Genomic DNA, 17,908 nt, shown 5'->3' on the forward strand with positions numbered 1-17,908 from the left:
CGGCGTGTACACCACGACGTCACCGCTGCCGCACGACCCGCCGCCGGCGGGGCCGTCCGCCGGGCTGCGCGAGTGGCAGCGGCCGCTGCGCGAGCAGTTCCCGATCATCACCGGACACCCCGGTCTCGCCTACCTGGACAGCGCGGCGACGGCGCAGAAGCCCCGGGCGGTCCTCGACGCGGTGCAGGCGTACCTGACCGGGTGCAACGCCAACGCCGGGCGGGGCACCTACACCTGGGCCAACCGCACCACGGCGCTCATCGAGGAGACCCGCGAGCGCGTCAAGGCGTTCCTGGGCGACCCGGACCCCGAGCGGTCGTCGGTCTGGTTCACCGGCGGTACGACGGAGGGGCTGCGGACGGTCGCCCGGGACTGGCTGGTGCGGGAGCTGGCGGACGGCGACGAGATCGTCGTGCCGTTCGCCGACCACGAGGCGAACCTCCTGCCGTGGCTGGAGGCGCGGGACCTGCTCGCCGAGCGCGGCGTGCGGATCACCGTCCACCCCATGCCGTACCAGCGGGACTCGCGCGACTACGACCTGGATGCGCTCGCCCGGCTGGCCCGGGGGCGGCTGCGGTTCGTGGCCGTGACCCACGTCCACCACGTGTACGGCGCCGACATGAACGTCCACCGGGTGCGGGAGGTGGTCGGCCCGGACGTGCCCGTCTGCCTGGACGCGGCGCAGAGCGTCGGCCACCTGCCGCTGGACCTGGCCGCCCTGGACGTCGACTTCGTCGTGTTCTCCGGCCACAAGGCGATGGCGCTGCCGGGGACGGGCGTGGTGTGGGCGCGCGGACGGCGGGGCGGCGCGTTCCGGCCGGGCGGCTGGCACGGCACGCCGAACACCGCCGGGATCGTCAGCCTGCGGGCCGCGCTGGACTGGCTGGACGCGGCGGGCCCGGCACGGATCGAGGAGTGGACGGTCGGCCTGGGCGTGCGGCTCACGGACGGGCTGGCCCGCCTCGACGCGTACGAGGTGCTGGGCTGCCCGCTCAGTCTGGCGGCGGACTCGGCGGTGCAGCGGCGCCAGGGCCTGGTGACCTTCCGGCACCGGACCGTCGGCGCCAACGACGTGGGGTTCGTGCTGGCCGCGCACGGGCTGCTGGTGCGGGCCGACGGGCTGTGCCAGGCACGGGCCGGCGAGAGCGAGAGCTCGGTGCGGGTGAGCCTGCACGTCTACAACACGCCCGAGGAGGTCGACCGCCTCCTCGGGGTGCTGTCCACGCTGGCCGGGGACCGGCCGGGCGGCGGGCGGCGGTAAGGCACGGAGAGCAAGGGAGCACGAGGGCAGGATGACCCAAGGGTTGATGTCGCGACGGCTGACGGCCGAGCGGGCGGGCGAGTGGATCCGCCGGTGGGAGCTGCAGCAGCAGCGGTACGCGTGTGACCGTGAGGCCCGCTTCACGGTGATCGCCGACGTGGTGGAGGCGGCGACCGCGGGGGTGCCCCGCCCGCTGGTCGCCGACCTCGGCTGCGGTCCCGGCTCCCTCGCCGCCCGCCTGGCGGGGCGGCTGCCGCACGCGGAGGTGGTCGGCGTGGACGCCGACCCGCTGCTGCTGGCGCTGGGCCGGGCGCACCACGGCGCTTCCGTGCGGTTCGCCGACGTGACGATCGGGGCGCCCGGCTGGCTGGCCTCGCTGCGGCTGGGCCGGCCGTTGGACGCCGTGGTGTCGGCGACGGCGCTGCACTACCTGCCGGAACCGGCGCTGCTGTCGGTGTACGGGCAGGTGCGCCGGTCGCTGCGGCCCGGCGGGGTCCTGGTCAACGGCGACCACCTGTTCCAGGAGGACCCGGCGGTGGCGGCGCTGGCCGATGTGGTGGGGCGCCGCCACGCCGAGCGGCACGGGGCGGACGCCCACGAGGACTGGCGGGGCTGGTGGGCCGCCGCGCGGTCCGCGCCGGAACTGGCCGCTCCGCTGGCCGAACGCGCCCGGCGCGGTCCCGGCGCGGGCGGCGACAACGGGCTGACGCTGCAGCGGCACGTGGAGCTGCTGCACGAAGCGGGCTTCGGCGCGGCGGGCCCGGTCTGGCAGTACGGCCCGAGCTGCGTGCTGGTGGCGGCGCACGCGTGACCGCCGACGCCGCTCCGGGGCCCGGTCCGCTTCCGGCCGGTCCGGCGCCCCGGAGCGGGGTCAGCGCAGGGAGTGGAACGCCGGCTGCGTCCAGCGGGCGGCGAACGGGCCGACGATGACGAGGATCAGCACGTACGCGGCGGCGAACGGGCCGATCCTCGGCTCGGTGGCCACCGTGAGCCCGGCGATCACCACGGAGAACTCGCCGCGCGCGACCAGCGCCCCGCCGGCCCGCAGCCGGCCGCGCGGGCCGACGTGGGCGCGTCCGGCCGCGTACCAGCCGGTGTAGATCTTGGTGAGGGCGGTGACGGCGGCGAGGAGCAGCGCGGGCAGCAGGACGGGCGGGATGGCGGAGGGCACCGTCGACAGCCCGAAGAAGAGGAAGAAGACGGCGGCGAACAGGTCGCGCAGGGGGGAGAGGAGCTTGCGGGCGTCCTCGGCGACCTCGCCCGACAGGGCGATGCCGACGAGGAAGGCGCCCACCGCGGCGGAGACCTGGAGGCGCTGCGCGACCCCGGCGACGAGCAGCGCCAGGCCGAGGACGACCAGCAGCAGCATCTCGGGGTTGTCGGAGGAGACGGCGCGGCTGATGTGCCGGCCGTGGCGCAGCGCCAGGTACAGCACGACGGTGACCGTGCCGAGCGCGATCATCAGGGTGGCGCCGCCCGCGAGCAGGCCGACGCCGGCGACCAGGGTGGTGAGCAGGGGCAGGTAGACGGCCATGGACAGGTCCTCGATGACGAGGATGCCGAGGACGGCGGGCGTCTCGCGGTTGCCGAGCCGGCCGAGGTCGGCGAGGACCTTGGCGATGACGCCGGAGGAGGAGATCCAGGTGACCCCGGCGAGCGCCACGGCGGCGACGGGTCCCCAGCCGAGGAGGAGCGCGGCGGCCGCGCCGGGCAGGGCGTTGAGGACGAAGTCGACCGCGCCGGCCGGGTACTGGGTGCGCAGGCTGCTGACGAGCTCCCCGGCGCTGTACTCCAGGCCGAGGAGGAGCAGCAGCAGGATGACGCCGATCTCGGCGCCGACGGCGATGAAGTCCTCGCTGGCTTCGAGCGGGAGGACGCCGCCCTTGCCGAAGGCGAGCCCGGCGAGGAGGTAGAGCGGGACCGGGGAGAGCCCCACGCGCTCCGCGCCCCGTCCGATCAGTCCGAGTCCGAGGATGATCGCTCCGAGTTCGATGAGGAGCGCGGTGGTGTCGTGCACGCTCACTCCCCGCCGACGAGGGCGGTGAGCGGGGCCGGGGCGGCGGCGGGGGTGCGGGCCGCGCCGCCCCCGTGGGCGTCCGGGTGGTCGGCACGGTGGAGGCCGCGGTGGCGGCGGCCGTCCCGGCGCACGACGGCGGGGTGCCGGGTCCCCTCGGCGCCGAGGTCGTACGGCGTACCGGCGCCTGGCAGCGGGGTGCGACGGGGACCCATGACCGCACCTCCGGGGACGGCGCATGACGGGCGGGGAGAGGCTCCTCACCCTAGCAACACCTGTCCACTATGACGGCTTATGCGGCTTCCACGGCCGGGCGGCGGTCGATGCGCGCCCCGGCCCGCGGCACCCGGGCAGACGTCCGTGCCGGTGACGCCCGGGCCGGTGGCCGTGCCGGTGACGCCCGGCTCCCGCGGCCACGTCCGCGTCCGATCCGTTCAAGACGGCCGTGCCGGAGCCTGCCTAGGCTGCCCGCATGACTCCCACACCCCGTCTCGACGCGGTCGGCCTCGTCGTCTCCGACATGGCCGCGACCCTCGCCTTCTACCGACGCCTCGGCCTGGCCGTCCCCGAGGACGCCGACTCCGCCCCGCACGCGGAGGTGGTCCTTCCGGGCGGCCTGCGCGTCCTGTGGGACACCGAGGAGACGGTCCGCTCCTACGACCCCGACCGGCCCCGGGTGACCGCGGGCGACCGGATCGCGCTGGCGTTCCGCTGCTCCGGCCCCCAGGAGGTGGACGCGGTGTACGGGGAACTGGTGGCCGCCGGGTACCGGGGCCACCTGGAGCCGTGGGACGCCGTGTGGGGGCAACGCTACGCGGTGGTGCTCGACCCGGACGGGCGCGGCGTGGAGCTGTTCGCCGACGCCGCGTAGGCCGACAGGGGCCTCCCGGTCAGGGCGCGCACCTCGCGGGCCAGGTGCGGCTGGTCGGCGTACCCGGCGCGCACCGCCACCGCCGCGTACGGCGCCCCCGCGTCCACCAGCCGCAGCGCCCGGCGCAGCCGCAGGATCCGCGCCAGCGTCTTCGGGCCGTACCCGAAGGCGTCGAGCGAGCGGCGGTGCAGCGTGCGGGGCCCCAGCCCCGTCGCGTCGGCCGTCGCCGCCACGCTCCACCCGGCGCCCAGCCCGGCGGTGACGGCCCGCAGGAGCGGGTCGGGGCGGGGCGCGTCGGCGGCGAGGGCCACGGCCGCCTCCTCCAGCGCGCCGGCCGGGTCCGCCCCGGCGGCGCGCGCCACCCGCGCGGTCAGCCGCCGGACGCGATCGGCGGGCCACAGGTCGGCCAGGTCCACGCACCGGTCGCGCAGTACGCGGGCCGGGACGCCGAGCAGGGTGGGCGCGTCACCGGGCGCGAACCGCACCCCCGCCCAGGGGCCGGCCCCGCCGCCGGGGGCGTGGGCGCGCGTGTCCGGGCCGGCGACGAGGAGCCGCCCCTCGTTCCACAGCAGGTCCATGCAGCCGTCGGGCAGGACGGGTGAGGCCGCCCCGGGCGGCCGTCCTCCGGGCACGGTCCACACGACGGCGCCGTCCAGCCGGGCGGGGCGCTCCCGGTACCCGCCGCTCAGCGCGGCCCCCACGGACCGGTCGGGCCGCCGCCGTGCGGGTCGTGCGCCGGGCCGCCGTGCGCGTCGTGCGCGTCGTGCGCCGGGCCGCGGGTCGGGCCGCCGGTGCCGGGCCGGGCCCCGCCGGGTGCCGGGGCCGGCGGCCGTCCGGCGGGCGCGCGCCGGACCGGCGCGTCGGGCGGCAGCTCCCCCTTGGGCAGCTTGTCCTCCGGCGGCCTGCCCTTCGACGGCTCCTCCCGCACCTTGTCCTTGGCCTGCCTGTCCTTGGGCTGCCGTTCCTTCTCCGCCTTCTCCCACTGCAGGCGCGCCTTCACGTCGTCCGGAGGGAGGAAGCGCGACCAGCGCTCCGGGAACTCCGACGGCATGTCCGGGTCGTCGGGGTCCGGGTCCCCCTCGGCGGCCCGGGCCCGGGCGAGCAGCGCGGCCGCCTCCTTGGCCCGGACGCGTTCGTTCTCCGCGCGGGCGGCCGCGGTGGCGACGGACGGCCACACCCGGTCGATGGCGGCGTTGACGGCCGCCCCGACGAGGACCGCGAACGCCGAGATGCCGATCCACAGCAGCACCGCGATGGGCGTAGCGAGGGAGCCGTAGATCGTGGGGCCCTCCACCTGGCTCGTCAGGTAGATGCGGAGCAGGAAGCTGCCCAGCACCCACATGACGAACGCCACGAGCGCCCCCGGCACGTCCTCGATCCACGGCGACCTGACCGGCACGGACACGTGGTACAGGGTGGTCAGGAACGCCACGGACAGCAGGATCATGACCGGCCAGTACAGGACGGAGACCACCTCCGTCCCCCAGGGCACCAGTTCGACCACCCGGTCGGGGCCGACGACCGCGAGCGGCAGGACCACCGCCCCGATCAGCAGCGCGACGATGTAGAGGAGGAAGGCGAGCAGCCGCGTGGCGACGATCCCCCGGTGGCCGTCGAGTCCGTACATGACGGTGATCGTGTCGATGAAGACGTTCACCGCCCGGGACCCGGACCACAGCGCTATGGCGAAACCGATCGAGATGACGTCGGGCCGGCCGCCCTGGGTGACGTCCTCCAGGAGCGGCTTGGCGATGTCGTTGACGCCCCGGTCCGACAGGACGGTGCCGACCGCGCCGAGGATGTTCCCCTCGATGGAGGCGACGGTGGTGGTGTTGGTCCATTCGTCGATGTAGCCGAGCAGGCCGAGCAGGCCGAGCATCAGCGGCGGCAGGGACAGCAGCGTGAAGAACGCGGCCTCGGCGGCGAGGCCCAGGATGCGGTACTCGATGCACGAGTTGACGGTGTCCTTCAGCAGGAGCCAGGCCATCTTGCGCTTCGAGACGTTGCGGTAGAGGACCCTGGCCCGGTGGAGCCGGCCCGTGGACGCGCTCGGTCCCGCGGGGCCCGGACTTCCGGCGGACCCCCCGGCCGACTCGGGTGTTTCCTTCGCTGCCTGCACGTCCTTACCGTATCCGCATGGCAGCCACCACCCACACCGTGACCAACCAGCCCCCGCCCCTGGTCAGGTATGACGTCTTCACCGCCGACCGGGCGCTGACCGAAGCCGTGGAGCGACACCTTCCGCCCGGACTGCGGGAGGAGGCGCGGGACGAGCTCTCGTCGCTCGGTACCACCGCCGGCTCGGCGCAGGCCCAGTCCTGGGGTGCGCTCGCCAACGAGTACCCGCCACGGCTGCGCACCCACGACCGGTACGGCCACCGCGTCGACGAGGTCGACTTCCACCCGGCCTGGCACCGGCTCCTCGGCCACGCCGTGACGTCCGGGCTGACCGGCGCGTGGAGCCGGCCGGGCGGGCACGTGCGGCGCGCGGCCGGGTTCCTGGTGTGGTCGCAGACCGAGGCGGGGCACGGCTGCCCGCTGTCGATGACGCACGCGGCCGTCCCCGCCCTGCGCACCGACCCGGAGCTGGCGGCCGAGTGGGAGCCGAGGCTGACGTCGCGCGTGTACGACGGCGAGGAGTTGCGGCCGCCCGCCGAGAAGGGCGGCGTGCTCTTCGGGATGGGCATGACGGAGAAGCAGGGCGGCAGCGACGTCCGGGCCAACACCACCGCTGCGGCCCCCCTGGACGCGGCGGGCGAGTACGTCCTGACGGGCCACAAGTGGTTCTGCTCCGCGCCCATGTCGGACGCCTTCCTCGTCCTCGCGCAGGCGCCCGGCGGTCTGACCTGCTTCCTCGTGCCGCGGGTGCTGGCGGACGGCACGCGGAACGTGTTCCGCATCCAGCGCCTCAAGGACAAGCTGGGCAACCGGTCGAACGCCTCCGCCGAGGTCGAGTTCGACGGGACGTGGGCGCGCCGCGTCGGCGAGGAGGGGCGCGGGGTGCGGACCATCATCGAGATGGTGGCCGCCACGCGCCTGGACTGCGTGCTCGGCTCGGCCGCGCTGATGCGGCAGGCCGTGGCGCAGGCCGTGCACCACACGACGTACCGCCGCGCCTTCGGCGGCCCGCTGGCCGACAAGCCGCTGATGCGCAACGTCCTGGCCGACCTGGCGCTGGAGTCGGAGGCGGCGACGGTCCTCGGCATGCGGCTCGCGGCGGCGTACGACGCGGTGGAGTCCGGCGGTACGGCGGCCGGCGGTACGGGGCCGGGTGGCGCGGAGTCGGAGCGGGCGCTGCTGCGGCTCGTGGTGCCGGCCGCGAAGTACTGGGTCACCAAGCGGTGCACGCCGACCGTGGCGGAGGCCCTGGAGTGCCTGGGCGGCAACGGCTACGTGGAGGAGTCGGGCATGCCGCGGCTGCTGCGCGAGGCACCGCTCAACTCGATCTGGGAGGGGTCGGGGAACGTCCAGGCGCTGGACGTGCTGCGGGCGCTGCAGCGCGAGCCCGGCGCGCTCGACGCCTACCTGCGGGAGGTCGGCGAGGCGCGCGGCGCGGACCACCGGCTGGACGGGGCGATCAAGGGCCTGCTGACCGAACTGGCCGATCTGGAGGGCGTCGAGGCCCGGGCCCGCCGGCTGGTGGAGCGGATGGCGCTGGTCCTCCAGGGGTCGCTGCTGGTGCGGTGGGCGCCGCCCGAGGTCGCGGACGCCTTCTGCGGGTCACGGCTCGGCCGGGACTGGGGGACGGCGTTCGGGACCCTGCCGCACAGTCTGGACCTGGGCGCGGTCGTGGACCGGGCCCGGGCCGAGGTGTAGGGGAGCCGGGGGCACGCCCCCGCACGGAGCGGGCGGCCCCGGAAAGCCGACGGGCGCGGGACGCGGTGCGGCGTCCCGCGCCCGGGAGCGCGGCTGGGATGGTGCTGCGCCGACACGGCACCATCCCGTCGCGTACCGGAGACCGGTACGCGCCCACTGTCGTACGCGCGAGCGGTCCGGCGCGAGGGTTGCAGGAGGTTGCAGCGGGTGGCGCGTTCTGTGCGGATCCGGTCGGACCCGGCGCCCCGCCGGGGGATGATGGGGGTCGAAGGGCGACGGGGAGGGCCGGTGCGCAACGCCACAGTCGACATGACGCGGCTCGCCGCGATGGACGCGCGCGCGGCGACGCTGCTGCTCCACCACATCAGGGACGCCGCGCTGCACGGCGGCCACGCCCCGCTGGCGCCGCGCGCCGACATACGGGCCTCGTGGGAGCGGATGCTGCGCACGGGCGTCGACCCCGACCGGGACCGCCGCTCGGGGCTGCTGCCGGCCGGGGAGCTGGAGGCGCGGCGGCAGGGCACGACGCTCGGGGAGCTGCTGCCCGTGCTCCGCGAGGGGCTCATGGCCTCGCCGGGGGCGTCCGCCGACCCGGCCCGGCACATCATGGTCGTCGCCGACGCCGACGGGCGGGTGCTGTGGCGGGAGGGCCACGGCTCGGTGCTGCGGATGGCGGACGGGCACGGTTTCGAACCGGGCGCCGACTGGCGCGAGTCGACGGTCGGCACCAACGGCGTGGGGACGGCCCTCGTGGTGCGCCGCCCGGTGCAGGTGCACTCCGCCGAGCACTTCGTCGCGACGCACCACCCCTGGACGTGCGCCGGCGCCCCGATCACGGACCCCCGGGACGGCCGGCTGATGGGCGTGGTCGACGTGAGCGGCCCGGTGCCCACGATGCACCCGGCGATGCTGCTCCTGGTGCGTTCGGTGGCGGCGCTCGCCGAGGCGGAGCTGCGCAACCGCCACCTCGCGGGGCTGGCGCGGCTGCGGGCGGTGGCGGCGCCCCTGCTGTGCCGGGTGGACGGCAGGGCGCTGGCGGTGGACCCGCACGGCTGGACGGCGGCGGTGACGGGCATGGCGCCCGTGGACCGGCTGGCGCTGCCGGGGTCGTTCGGCGGGGGCCGGGTGTGGCTGCCGGCGCTCGGCGAATGCGACGTCGAGCCACTGCCGGGGGGCTGGCTGGTCCGGCCGCTGGACGGGGCCGCGGAGGCGGCGGCGGACTCGGTGACGCGACTGGTGCTGGACGTGAGCCGGCCCCGCGAGTGGACGGTGCGGGTGTCGGGCGCGGTGGGCTCCTGGCAGCGGGAGCTGACGCCCCGGCACGCGGAGCTGCTGTACGTCCTCGCCTCGCACCGGGACGGGCGCACGGCGGCGCAGCTGGCCGCGGACGTGTTCGGCGACCGGGGGCGGACGGTGACCGTACGGGCGGAGATGTCGCGGGTGCGGCGGACGCTGGGGGGTGTGCTGGCCCACCGCCCGTACCGCTTCCGCGACGAGGTGGAGGTGGAGGTGGTCGCCCCGGCCGACCCGCGCGACCTGCTGCCCCACTCCACTGCGCCCGCCGTGGAGGCCGCGCGGCACGGCGGCCCCGGCGACGACCACGCGGGGTGACGGCACCGCCGCGCTCGCCGACGCCGGCCTGCGCCACGCACGCACCCCCGTACGGACCGCCGCTCCGTACGGACCGCCGGGCTTCGCACGGACCGGCGCTCCGTACGGACCGCCGGGCTTCGTGCGGACCGGCGCTCCGTACCGACCGCTGGGCTTCGTGCGGCTGCCGGTTCGGCGCGTACCGGAGACCCCCGGGGCCGGCGACCCCCGGACCGGCGGACCCCCGATCAGTCGGACCGCGGGCGGCCCCCGGCCGCGCCGGCCCGACCGGCCGCGCCACCACGGGCGAGACGGAGTCCCACCATCCGGACACCGGGGGGCCGCGGACGCGCCCGGCCGGGTGAGAGGAACGCGCTGGCCAGGGCCGCGCGCTCCGTGGTTCCCTGGCGGCCATGAGCATCACCGTCACCACCTGGTACCTGGAGCAGACCTCCCCCGACGACCTGCGGCCCGCCGCCGCGCCGGACGGGGACGTCACGGTCGTCCGGGCCGCGGTGCCCTCGCCCGAGTTCAGCCGCTTCCTCTACAGCGCGGTCGGCGGTGACCTCTGCTGGGTGGACCGGCTCGGGCTGACCCACGCGCAGTGGCGGGAGCTCCTGGAGCGGCCGGGCGTGGAGACGTGGGTGGCGTACGACCGGGGGACGCCCGCCGGGTACGTCGAGCTGGACCCGCAGGACGACGGCGTCGTGGAGATCATGTACTTCGGCCTGATCCCGGCCTTCCGGGGCCGCCGCATCGGCGGGCACCTGCTGTCGTACGGCACCGCCCGCGCCTGGGACCTGGCGGACCGCTGGCCGGGGCGGACGCCGACGACGCGGGTGCGGCTGAACACCTGCTCGCTCGACGGGGAGCACGCCATGGCCAACTACCGGCGGCGGGGCTTCCGCGTCCACGACACCCGCGTCACCGAGAAGCCGGCGGAGGCGGCCGTGGCGCCGGGCCCCTGGCCGGGCGCGTACGCCTGAACCGACGGGACGCCCGACCCCGACGGCGGACGTCCGGCACCGGCCCCGACGGCACGCCCGGGCACCGCGGCCCCCACCGGCCACCCGGCCCGGAGGGCCGCCCGGCGCGACCCCGACGGGGCGCTCGACGCGACCCGACCGGAGGGCTCGACGCGACCCGACCGAAGGGCTCGACGCGACCCGACCGAAGGGCTTGACGTGACCCGGACCACATCCGTCCACCATGCGGGACAGTCTGGTCCACATCGCGGACAAAGGTGGACTGGGTCCAAACTCCCGTGCCACGCTTCCGTCATGTCTCGAGCTGGAATTGCCTTGGTGAGTCGGCGGCACGTCGACCTCGGCCGCATGTCCAGCGCCATGTGTCCGGTGAGCTGAGAGACCCAGCGACGCCGCGACCCCCGATCTTCTGAACCCACCGCGCAATGTCGCGCAGGCGCTCTGCCTGCGCGACATTGCGCAGGTCAGAGCCGCCCTCCTGCAGTCCCGAAGGACGTATAGCCATGGCCGCCACCCCCGAACAGCCCGCACCCGCCACGCCCCGCCGCAAGCCGGGGCGCCACCGTGGCGAGGGCCAGTGGGCCAGGGGCCACTTCACGCCCCTCAACGGCAATGAGCAGTTCAAGAAGGACGATGACGGTCTCAATGTGCGGACACGCATTGAGACGATCTACTCGAAGGCCGGCTTCGACTCCATCGACCCCAACGACCTGCGCGGCCGGATGCGCTGGTGGGGCCTCTACACCCAGCGCAAGCCCGGGATCGACGGCGGCAAGACGGCCGTCCTCGAACCGGAGGAGCTGGACGACGAGTACTTCATGCTCCGCGTGCGCATCGACGGCGGCCGGCTGACCACCCGGCAGCTGCGGGTCATCGGTGAGATCTCGCAGGAGTTCGCGCGCGGCACCGCCGACATCACCGACCGGCAGAACGTCCAGTACCACTGGATCCGGATCGAGGACGTGCCGGAGATCTGGAACCGCCTCGAAGCCGTGGGCCTGTCCACGACCGAGGCGTGCGGCGACACCCCGCGCGTCATCATCGGCTCGCCGGTCGCCGGGATCGCCGAGGACGAGATCATCGACGGCACCCCGGCCATCGAGGAGATCCACCGCCGCATCATCGGCAACAAGGACTTCTCCAACCTGCCCCGCAAGTTCAAGTCCGCGGTCTCCGGCTCGCCGCTCCTCGACGTCGCGCACGAGATCAACGACATCGCCTTCGTCGGCGTGGAGCACCCCGAGCACGGTCCCGGCTTCGACCTGTGGGTCGGCGGCGGGCTCTCCACCAACCCCAAGATCGGCGTCCGGCTCGGCGCCTGGGTCCCGCTCGACGAGGTCCCCGACGTCTACACCGGCGTCATCTCCATCTTCCGCGACTACGGCTACCGGCGGCTGCGCAACCGCGCCCGGCTGAAGTTCCTCGTCGCGGACTGGGGCGCCGAGCGGTTCCGCCAGGTCCTGGAGGACGAGTACCTCGGACGCAAGCTCGTCGACGGCCCGGCCCCCGCCCAGCCCGTGCAGCAGTGGCGCGACCACGTCGGCGTCCACCGGCAGCAGGACGGCCGCTTCTACGTCGGGTTCGCGCCGCGCGTCGGCCGCGTCGACGGCGCCACCCTCACGAAGATCGCCGACGTGGCGGAGGCGCACGGCTCCGGCCGCGTCCGTACCACGGTCGAGCAGAAGATGATCGTCCTCGACGTCGAGGAGGACCGGGTCGAGTCGCTCGTCGGCGCGCTGGAGGCGCTCGACCTGCGGGTGCAGCCCTCCCCGTTCCGGCGGGGCACCATGGCCTGCACCGGCATCGAGTTCTGCAAGCTCGCCATCGTCGAGACGAAGGCGCGCGGCTCGTCACTCATCGACGAACTGGAGCGCCGCCTGCCCGAGTTCGACCAGCCGATCACCATCAACCTCAACGGCTGCCCCAACGCCTGCGCGCGCATCCAGGTGGCGGACATCGGTCTCAAGGGCCAGCTCGTCCTGGACGACGCGGGCCGGCAGGTCGAGGGCTACCAGGTGCACCTGGGCGGCGCCCTCGGCCTGGAGGCCGGCTTCGGCCGCAAGGTCCGCGGCCTGAAGGTCACCGCCGCCGAACTGCCCGACTACATCGAGCGCGTCCTCACCCGCTACCAGGCGGAGCGGGAGCCCGGCGAGCGCTTCGCGACCTGGGCGGCGCGGGCGCCGGAGGAGGCCCTGTCGTGAACATCGCACCCACGGCCACGGTGCCGGCGAGCAACGGGGAGGCGCGGTGAGCGAGCGAGCGGCGCCCTTCCACTGCCCGTACTGCGGCGACGAGGACCTGCGCCCCGGCGAGCAGGGCCACGGCGCCTGGGAGTGCGCGGCCTGCAACCGGGCTTTCCAGCTGAAGTTCCTGGGCCTGCTGGCCCGGGGCCTGCAGCGCCACGACGGCGGAGGGGACCCCACGTGACCCTGACGGAGACCGACGACGAGCTCCGCGACCTGGCCGAGCGGGCCGGTCGCGAACTGGAGGACGCCCCGGCGCTCTCCATCCTGACCTGGGCCGCCGAGACCTTCGGCGAGCGCTTCTGCGTCACCTCCTCCATGGAGGACGCGGTCGTCGCCCACCTCGCCTCGCGCGCCTTCCCCGGCGTGAAGGTGGTGTTCCTGGACACCGGCTACCACTTCCCGGAGACCATCGGCACCCGTGACGCGGTCGACGCCGTGATGGACGTCGAGGTCATCACGCTGACGCCGCGGCAGACGGTGGCCGAGCAGGACGCCGAGTACGGGCCGCGGCTGTACGAGCGCGACCCCGACCTGTGCTGCGCCCTGCGCAAGGTGCGGCCGCTGGAGCAGGGCCTGGCCGGGTACGACGCCTGGGCGACGGGCCTGCGCCGCGACGAGTCCGCGACCCGGGCGAACACGCCGGTGGTCGGCTGGGACGAGAAGCGCCGCAAGGTGAAGGTCTCGCCGATCGCCCGCTGGACGCAGGACGACGTCGACGCGTACGTCGCCGAGCACGGCGTCCTCACCAACCCGCTGCTGATGGACGGGTACGCCTCCGTCGGCTGCGCGCCCTGCACGCGCCGCGTGCTGGAGGGCGAGGACGCGCGCGCCGGCCGGTGGGCGGGCCGGACGAAGACCGAGTGCGGGCTGCACGGCTGATGACGACTGTGGGAGAAGAGAACGTGACTGGGGCCACCATCTGGCTCACCGGGCTGCCGAGCGCCGGCAAGACCACGATCGCCTACGCGCTGGCGGAGCGGCTGCGCGCCGAGGGCCGCCGGGTCGAGGTGCTCGACGGCGACGAGATCCGCGAGTTCCTCTCGGCGGGCCTCGGGTTCGGCCGCGAGGACCGGGACACGAACGTGCGGCGCATCGGCTTCGTCGCCGAGCTGCTCGCGTCGAACGGCGTGAAGGTCCTGGTGCCCGTCATCGCCCCGTACGCCGACAGCCGCGCCGAGGTGCGCGCGCACCACCGGCGGGAGGGCACCCCGTACGTCGAGGTGCACGTGGCCACGCCGGTGGAGGTGTGCTCGGAGCGGGACGTGAAGGGGCTGTACGCCCGGCAGGCCGCCGGCGAGATCAGCGGGCTGACCGGCGTCGACGACCCGTACGAGGAACCGGAGAGCCCCGACCTGCGGATCGAGTCCCAGGACCAGACCGTGCAGGAGTCCGCCGCGGCGGTGCACGCGCTGCTCACCGAGAGGGGACTGCTGTGAGCGACGCGTGCCCGGCCGCCGAGCCGCAGACAGCAACGACGCCCGCACTTCCGCGCCACGCAGGCGGAGAAGCTCATGATGGGGATGCAGCATGACGACCACGGTCACCCACGTCCACGGAGACACCCACAGCCCGTTCACCCTGTCGCACCTGGACTCGCTGGAGTCCGAGGCGGTGCACATCTTCCGCGAGGTGGCGGGTGAGTTCGAGCGGCCGGTGGTCCTCTTCTCCGGCGGCAAGGACTCCATCGTCATGCTGCACCTGGCGCTGAAGGCGTTCGCGCCGGCCCCGGTCCCGTTCTCGCTGCTGCACGTCGACACCGGGCACAACTTCCCCGAGGTCATCGAGTACCGCGACCGGACCGTGGAGAAGCACGGGCTGCGCCTGCACGTCGCCTCGGTGCAGGACTACATCGACCGCGGCGTCCTGCGCGAGCGGCCCGACGGCACCCGCAACCCGCTCCAGACCGTGCCGCTGACCGAGGCCATCCAGCAGCACCGCTTCGACGCGGTGTTCGGCGGCGGGCGGCGCGACGAGGAGAAGGCGCGCGCCAAGGAGCGGGTGTTCTCCCTGCGCGACGAGTTCTCCCAGTGGGACCCGCGCCGCCAGCGCCCCGAGCTGTGGCAGCTGTACAACGGCCGGCACGCGCCCGGTGAGCACGTGCGCGTGTTCCCGCTCTCCAACTGGACCGAGCTGGACGTGTGGCAGTACATCGAGCGCGAGGGCATCGAGCTGCCGGAGATCTACTTCGCGCACGAGCGCGAGGTGTTCTCCCGCAGTGGCATGTGGCTGACGGCCGGTGAGTGGGGCGGTCCGAAGGAGTCCGAGCCGGTGGAGAAGCGGATGATCCGCTACCGCACGGTCGGCGACATGTCCTGCACCGGCGCCGTCGACTCCGACGCCACCACGCTCCAAGCCGTGATCGCCGAGATCACCGCGTCCCGGCTGACCGAGCGGGGCGCCACCCGCGCCGACGACAAGCTGTCCGAGGCCGCGATGGAAGACCGCAAGCGCGAAGGGTACTTCTAGAGATGTCCACCACCGCCGCCGAGCCGCTCTCGGCCACCACCCTGCTGCGCTTCGCGACCGCGGGCTCCGTCGACGACGGCAAGTCCACCCTGGTGGGCCGGCTCCTGCACGACTCCAAGTCGGTCCTCGTCGACCAGTTGGAGGCCGTCGAGCACGCCTCGCGCTCCCGTGGCCAGGAGGCACCCGACCTTGCGTTGCTCACCGACGGCCTGCGGGCCGAACGCGAGCAGGGCATCACCATCGACGTCGCCTACCGCTACTTCGCCACCCCCCGGCGCCGGTTCATCCTCGCCGACACCCCCGGCCACGTGCAGTACACCCGCAACATGGTCACCGGCGCGTCGACGGCCGAGCTGACCGTGATCCTGGTGGACGCGCGCAACGGCGTGGTCGAGCAGACCCGCCGCCACGCGGCCATCGCCGCGCTGCTGCGCGTGCCGCACGTCGTCCTCGCCGTGAACAAGATGGACCTCGTCGGCTACGAGGAGGCGGTCTTCGCCCGGATCGCCGAGGACTTCACGGCGTACGCGACCGAGCTGGGCGTGCCGGAGGTCACCGCGATCCCCATCTCGGCGCTCGCCGGGGACAACGTCGTGGAGCCGTCCGCGACGATGGACTGGTACGGCGGCCCGACCGTGCTGGAGCACCTGGAGACCGTGCCCGTCAGCCACGACCTGACCGGCTGCCACGCCCGGCTGCCCGTGCAGTACGTGATCCGTCCGCAGACCCCGGAGCACCCGGACTACCGGGGGTACGCCGGGCAGATCGCCGCCGGCACGTTCCGGGTCGGGCAGGAGGTCACCGTGCTGCCGTCGGGGCGCACGTCGCGGATCTCCGGCATCGACCTGCTCGGCGAGCCGGTGGACGTCGCCTGGACGCCGCAGTCGGTGACCCTCCTGCTGGAGGACGACATCGACGTCTCGCGCGGCGACCTCGTCGTGCCGTCCGGGGACGCCCCGGCCACCAGCCAGGACGTCGAGGCGACCGTCTGCCACGTCGCCGACCAGCCCCTGACGGTGGGCCAGCGGGTGCTGCTGAAGCACACCACCCGCACGGTGAAGGCGATCGTCAAGGAGATCCCGTCCCGGCTCACGCTGGACGACCTCTCCCAGCACCCGGAGCCCGGCCGGCTGGTCGCCAACGACATCGGCACCGTCCGCGTCCGCACGGCCGAACCGCTCGCGCTGGACGCGTACGCCGACTCGCGCCGCACCGGGTCCTTCCTGCTGATCGACCCCGCCGACGGCACCACCCTGGCGGCGGGCATGGCGGGCGAGTCGTTCGCCAGCGAGAAGGCCACCGTCACCGCCGACGACGAGGGCTGGGACTTCTGATGACCGACGCGTACGGGACGTTCGCGAAGGAGGGCGGCCGCGTCGGCAGCGGCGCCCTCGGCGCGGGGACCGGAGGAGTCGCCCGATGTGCCGGCTGACGCCCGTGCGCACGCCGTGCGCCCCTCCGCCGTACCCGCGCCGCGACGCGCACCGCAGACGAAGATCCCGAAGTACCTGACCCGAGAGGGAAACCCACCCGTGCCTGCCTCCCGCACCACCTCGCCCCGCCGCCTCGCCGCCCTGGCCGCGGCCCTGCCGCTGCTGATCGGCGCGCTGGCCTCCTGCGGCTACGGCTCCCAGGCCGTCAGTGACGAGAAGAAGGTGGTGGCCGAGGGTGCGAAGCTCTCGGCGGACGAGGTGAGGCTCGGGTACTTCCCCAACCTCACCCACGCCACCGCCCTCGTGGGCGACCAGGAAGGGATCATCCAGAAGGAGCTGGGCGGCACGGAGCTGAAGGTGTCGACCTTCAACGCCGGCCCCTCCGAGATCGAGGCGCTCAACGCCGACTCGATCGACATCGGCTTCATCGGCCCCTCCCCCGCGATCAACGGCTACGTGAAGTCGGGGGGCAAGAACCTGCGGATCGTCGGGGGCTCCGCGTCCGGCGGCGTGAAGCTGGTCGTGAACCCGGCGAAGATCAGGACACTGGACGACCTCAAGGGCAAGCGGATCGCCACCCCGCAGCACGGCAACACGCAGGACGTCGCCTTCCTCAACTGGATCAGGGCACGCGGCTGGAAGGTCGACGCCCAGAGCGGCAAGGGCGACGTCTTCGTGGTCCGCACGGAGAACAAGGTGGCCCCGGACGCCTACAAGTCCGGGTCCATCGACGGCGCCTGGGTCCCGGAGCCGACCGCGTCGAAGCTGGTCAGCGAGGGCGCCAGGGTGCTTCTCGACGAGTCGACCCTCTGGCCGGACAAGAAGTTCGTCATCACGAACATCATCGTGTCGCAGAGGTTCCTCACGGAGCACCCGGACGTCGTGGAGGCGGTGCTGCGCGGCTCGGTGAAGACCAACGCGTGGATCAACGCCAACCCGGAGAAGGCGAAGTCCTCCGCCAACGCCAAGCTGAAGGCGCTCACCGGGAAGCCGCTCGGGGACAAGGTCATCGACCCGGCGTGGCCGTCGATCCAGTTCGTCGACGACCCGCTCGCCGCGACGCTGCGGGCCCAGGCGGACCACGCGGTCGCCGCCGGCCTCCTCGAGCAGCCGGACCTGAAGGGCATCTACGACCTCCGGCCGCTCAACAAGGTCCTCGTGGCCGCGGGCCGGCCCGCGGTCTCCGACGCCGGTCTCGGCGCCAAGTAGCCCGCCCACCACCCGT

General features: G+C 74.4%; 18 protein-coding genes. 14 read left to right on the forward strand and 4 right to left on the reverse strand.

Annotated features, from left to right (window positions below):
• The first annotated feature begins 4 nt into the window (after positions 1-4).
• Together ACF053_RS05005 and ACF053_RS05010 are read left to right on the forward strand one after the other, a co-directional pair.
• On the forward strand, positions 5-1,261 hold the full coding sequence (locus ACF053_RS05005) for an aminotransferase class V-fold PLP-dependent enzyme (protein ID WP_391952524.1): 1,257 nt from the start codon (positions 5-7) through the stop codon (positions 1,259-1,261).
• Between the two features lie 31 nt (positions 1,262-1,292).
• Positions 1,293-2,072: a class I SAM-dependent methyltransferase gene (locus ACF053_RS05010; RefSeq protein ID WP_391952525.1), complete on the forward strand. Its 780-nt coding sequence runs from the start codon at positions 1,293-1,295 to the stop codon at positions 2,070-2,072.
• Positions 2,073-2,132: 60 nt separating this feature from the next.
• Here the strand turns inward: ACF053_RS05010 and ACF053_RS05015 are convergent, their stop codons facing one another.
• Both ACF053_RS05015 and ACF053_RS05020 read right to left on the reverse strand, forming a co-directional pair.
• Positions 2,133-3,278, reverse strand: a complete 1,146-nt coding sequence (locus tag ACF053_RS05015) for a cation:proton antiporter (protein WP_391952526.1) — start codon at positions 3,276-3,278, stop codon at positions 2,133-2,135.
• Positions 3,279-3,280: 2 nt separating this feature from the next.
• Positions 3,281-3,490: a hypothetical protein gene (locus tag ACF053_RS05020; protein WP_391952527.1), complete on the reverse strand. Its 210-nt coding sequence runs from the start codon at positions 3,488-3,490 to the stop codon at positions 3,281-3,283.
• Positions 3,491-3,747: 257 nt separating this feature from the next.
• Between ACF053_RS05020 and ACF053_RS05025 the strand changes: the two genes are divergently transcribed.
• A complete protein-coding gene (locus ACF053_RS05025; protein WP_391952528.1) occupies positions 3,748-4,146 on the forward strand; it encodes a VOC family protein in 399 nt (132 codons plus the stop codon).
• Here ACF053_RS05025 and ACF053_RS05030 read toward each other — a convergent pair.
• Positions 4,086-4,847, reverse strand: coding sequence for a helix-turn-helix domain-containing protein (locus ACF053_RS05030; RefSeq protein WP_391952529.1), 762 nt, complete (start codon positions 4,845-4,847; stop codon positions 4,086-4,088). The genes ACF053_RS05025 and ACF053_RS05030 overlap by 61 nt on opposite strands.
• Positions 4,832-6,265, reverse strand: a complete 1,434-nt coding sequence (locus ACF053_RS05035; RefSeq protein ID WP_391952530.1) for a YihY/virulence factor BrkB family protein — start codon at positions 6,263-6,265, stop codon at positions 4,832-4,834. The genes ACF053_RS05030 and ACF053_RS05035 overlap by 16 nt, the downstream gene beginning before the upstream one ends.
• Before the next feature lie 17 nt (positions 6,266-6,282).
• On the opposite strand from ACF053_RS05035, the gene ACF053_RS05040 reads away from it, so the two are divergent.
• The 11 genes from ACF053_RS05040 to ACF053_RS05090 all read left to right on the forward strand — a co-directional run bounded on the left by ACF053_RS05040 (position 6,283) and on the right by ACF053_RS05090 (position 17,892).
• Positions 6,283-7,962 carry an acyl-CoA dehydrogenase family protein gene (locus ACF053_RS05040; protein ID WP_391952531.1) on the forward strand — a complete coding sequence of 560 codons (1,680 nt, stop codon included), beginning with the start codon at positions 6,283-6,285 and terminating at the stop codon, positions 7,960-7,962.
• Between the two features lie 288 nt (positions 7,963-8,250).
• The gene (locus ACF053_RS05045; protein ID WP_391952532.1) at positions 8,251-9,573 is read left to right on the forward strand and encodes a helix-turn-helix domain-containing protein; all 1,323 of its coding nucleotides are present in this window, start codon (positions 8,251-8,253) and stop codon (positions 9,571-9,573) included.
• Between the two features lie 392 nt (positions 9,574-9,965).
• Positions 9,966-10,538: a GNAT family N-acetyltransferase gene (locus tag ACF053_RS05050; protein WP_391952533.1), complete on the forward strand. Its 573-nt coding sequence runs from the start codon at positions 9,966-9,968 to the stop codon at positions 10,536-10,538.
• A 294-nt stretch (positions 10,539-10,832) separates the two neighbouring features.
• Complete coding sequence (locus ACF053_RS05055) at positions 10,833-10,916, forward strand: putative leader peptide (RefSeq protein WP_391952646.1); 84 nt, start codon at positions 10,833-10,835, stop codon at positions 10,914-10,916.
• 125 nt (positions 10,917-11,041) lie between these two features.
• A complete protein-coding gene (locus tag ACF053_RS05060; RefSeq protein ID WP_391952534.1) occupies positions 11,042-12,739 on the forward strand; it encodes a nitrite/sulfite reductase in 1,698 nt (565 codons plus the stop codon).
• A gap of 46 nt (positions 12,740-12,785) precedes the next feature.
• Positions 12,786-12,965 (forward strand): hypothetical protein, encoded by a 180-nt coding sequence (locus ACF053_RS05065; protein ID WP_058944104.1) that lies wholly within the window; start codon positions 12,786-12,788, stop codon positions 12,963-12,965.
• Positions 12,962-13,663, forward strand: a complete 702-nt coding sequence (locus ACF053_RS05070) for a phosphoadenylyl-sulfate reductase (protein ID WP_391952535.1) — start codon at positions 12,962-12,964, stop codon at positions 13,661-13,663. Before ACF053_RS05065 ends, ACF053_RS05070 begins: the two co-directional genes overlap by 4 nt.
• Before the next feature lie 23 nt (positions 13,664-13,686).
• On the forward strand, positions 13,687-14,220 hold the full coding sequence (gene cysC / locus ACF053_RS05075; protein ID WP_391952536.1) for an adenylyl-sulfate kinase: 534 nt from the start codon (positions 13,687-13,689) through the stop codon (positions 14,218-14,220).
• Between the two features lie 91 nt (positions 14,221-14,311).
• Positions 14,312-15,250, forward strand: a complete 939-nt coding sequence (gene cysD, locus ACF053_RS05080) for a sulfate adenylyltransferase subunit CysD (RefSeq protein ID WP_391952537.1) — start codon at positions 14,312-14,314, stop codon at positions 15,248-15,250.
• Between the two features lie 2 nt (positions 15,251-15,252).
• Positions 15,253-16,584: a sulfate adenylyltransferase subunit 1 gene (locus ACF053_RS05085; protein WP_391952538.1), complete on the forward strand. Its 1,332-nt coding sequence runs from the start codon at positions 15,253-15,255 to the stop codon at positions 16,582-16,584.
• A gap of 198 nt (positions 16,585-16,782) precedes the next feature.
• Entirely contained in the window at positions 16,783-17,892 is a 1,110-nt protein-coding gene (locus tag ACF053_RS05090) for an aliphatic sulfonate ABC transporter substrate-binding protein (protein WP_391952539.1), read from the forward strand.
• Positions 17,893-17,908 lie beyond the last annotated feature (16 nt).

The organism is Streptomyces kanasensis (genome assembly GCF_043077165.1).
Classification (GTDB): domain Bacteria; phylum Actinomycetota; class Actinomycetes; order Streptomycetales; family Streptomycetaceae; genus Streptomyces; species Streptomyces changanensis.

Coding starts and splice junctions, on each gene's coding strand:
- ACF053_RS05010 (WP_391952525.1), top strand. CDS start 1,293: ATGACCCAAGGGTTGATGTCGCGACGGCTGACGGCCGAGCGGGCGGGC.
- ACF053_RS05020 (WP_391952527.1), bottom strand. CDS start 3,490: ATGGGTCCCCGTCGCACCCCGCTGCCAGGCGCCGGTACGCCGTACGAC.
- ACF053_RS05025 (WP_391952528.1), top strand. CDS start 3,748: ATGACTCCCACACCCCGTCTCGACGCGGTCGGCCTCGTCGTCTCCGAC.
- ACF053_RS05040 (WP_391952531.1), top strand. CDS start 6,283: ATGGCAGCCACCACCCACACCGTGACCAACCAGCCCCCGCCCCTGGTC.
- ACF053_RS05050 (WP_391952533.1), top strand. CDS start 9,966: ATGAGCATCACCGTCACCACCTGGTACCTGGAGCAGACCTCCCCCGAC.
- ACF053_RS05055 (WP_391952646.1), top strand. CDS start 10,833: ATGTCTCGAGCTGGAATTGCCTTGGTGAGTCGGCGGCACGTCGACCTC.
- ACF053_RS05060 (WP_391952534.1), top strand. CDS start 11,042: ATGGCCGCCACCCCCGAACAGCCCGCACCCGCCACGCCCCGCCGCAAG.
- cysD (WP_391952537.1), top strand. CDS start 14,312: ATGACGACCACGGTCACCCACGTCCACGGAGACACCCACAGCCCGTTC.
- ACF053_RS05085 (WP_391952538.1), top strand. CDS start 15,253: ATGTCCACCACCGCCGCCGAGCCGCTCTCGGCCACCACCCTGCTGCGC.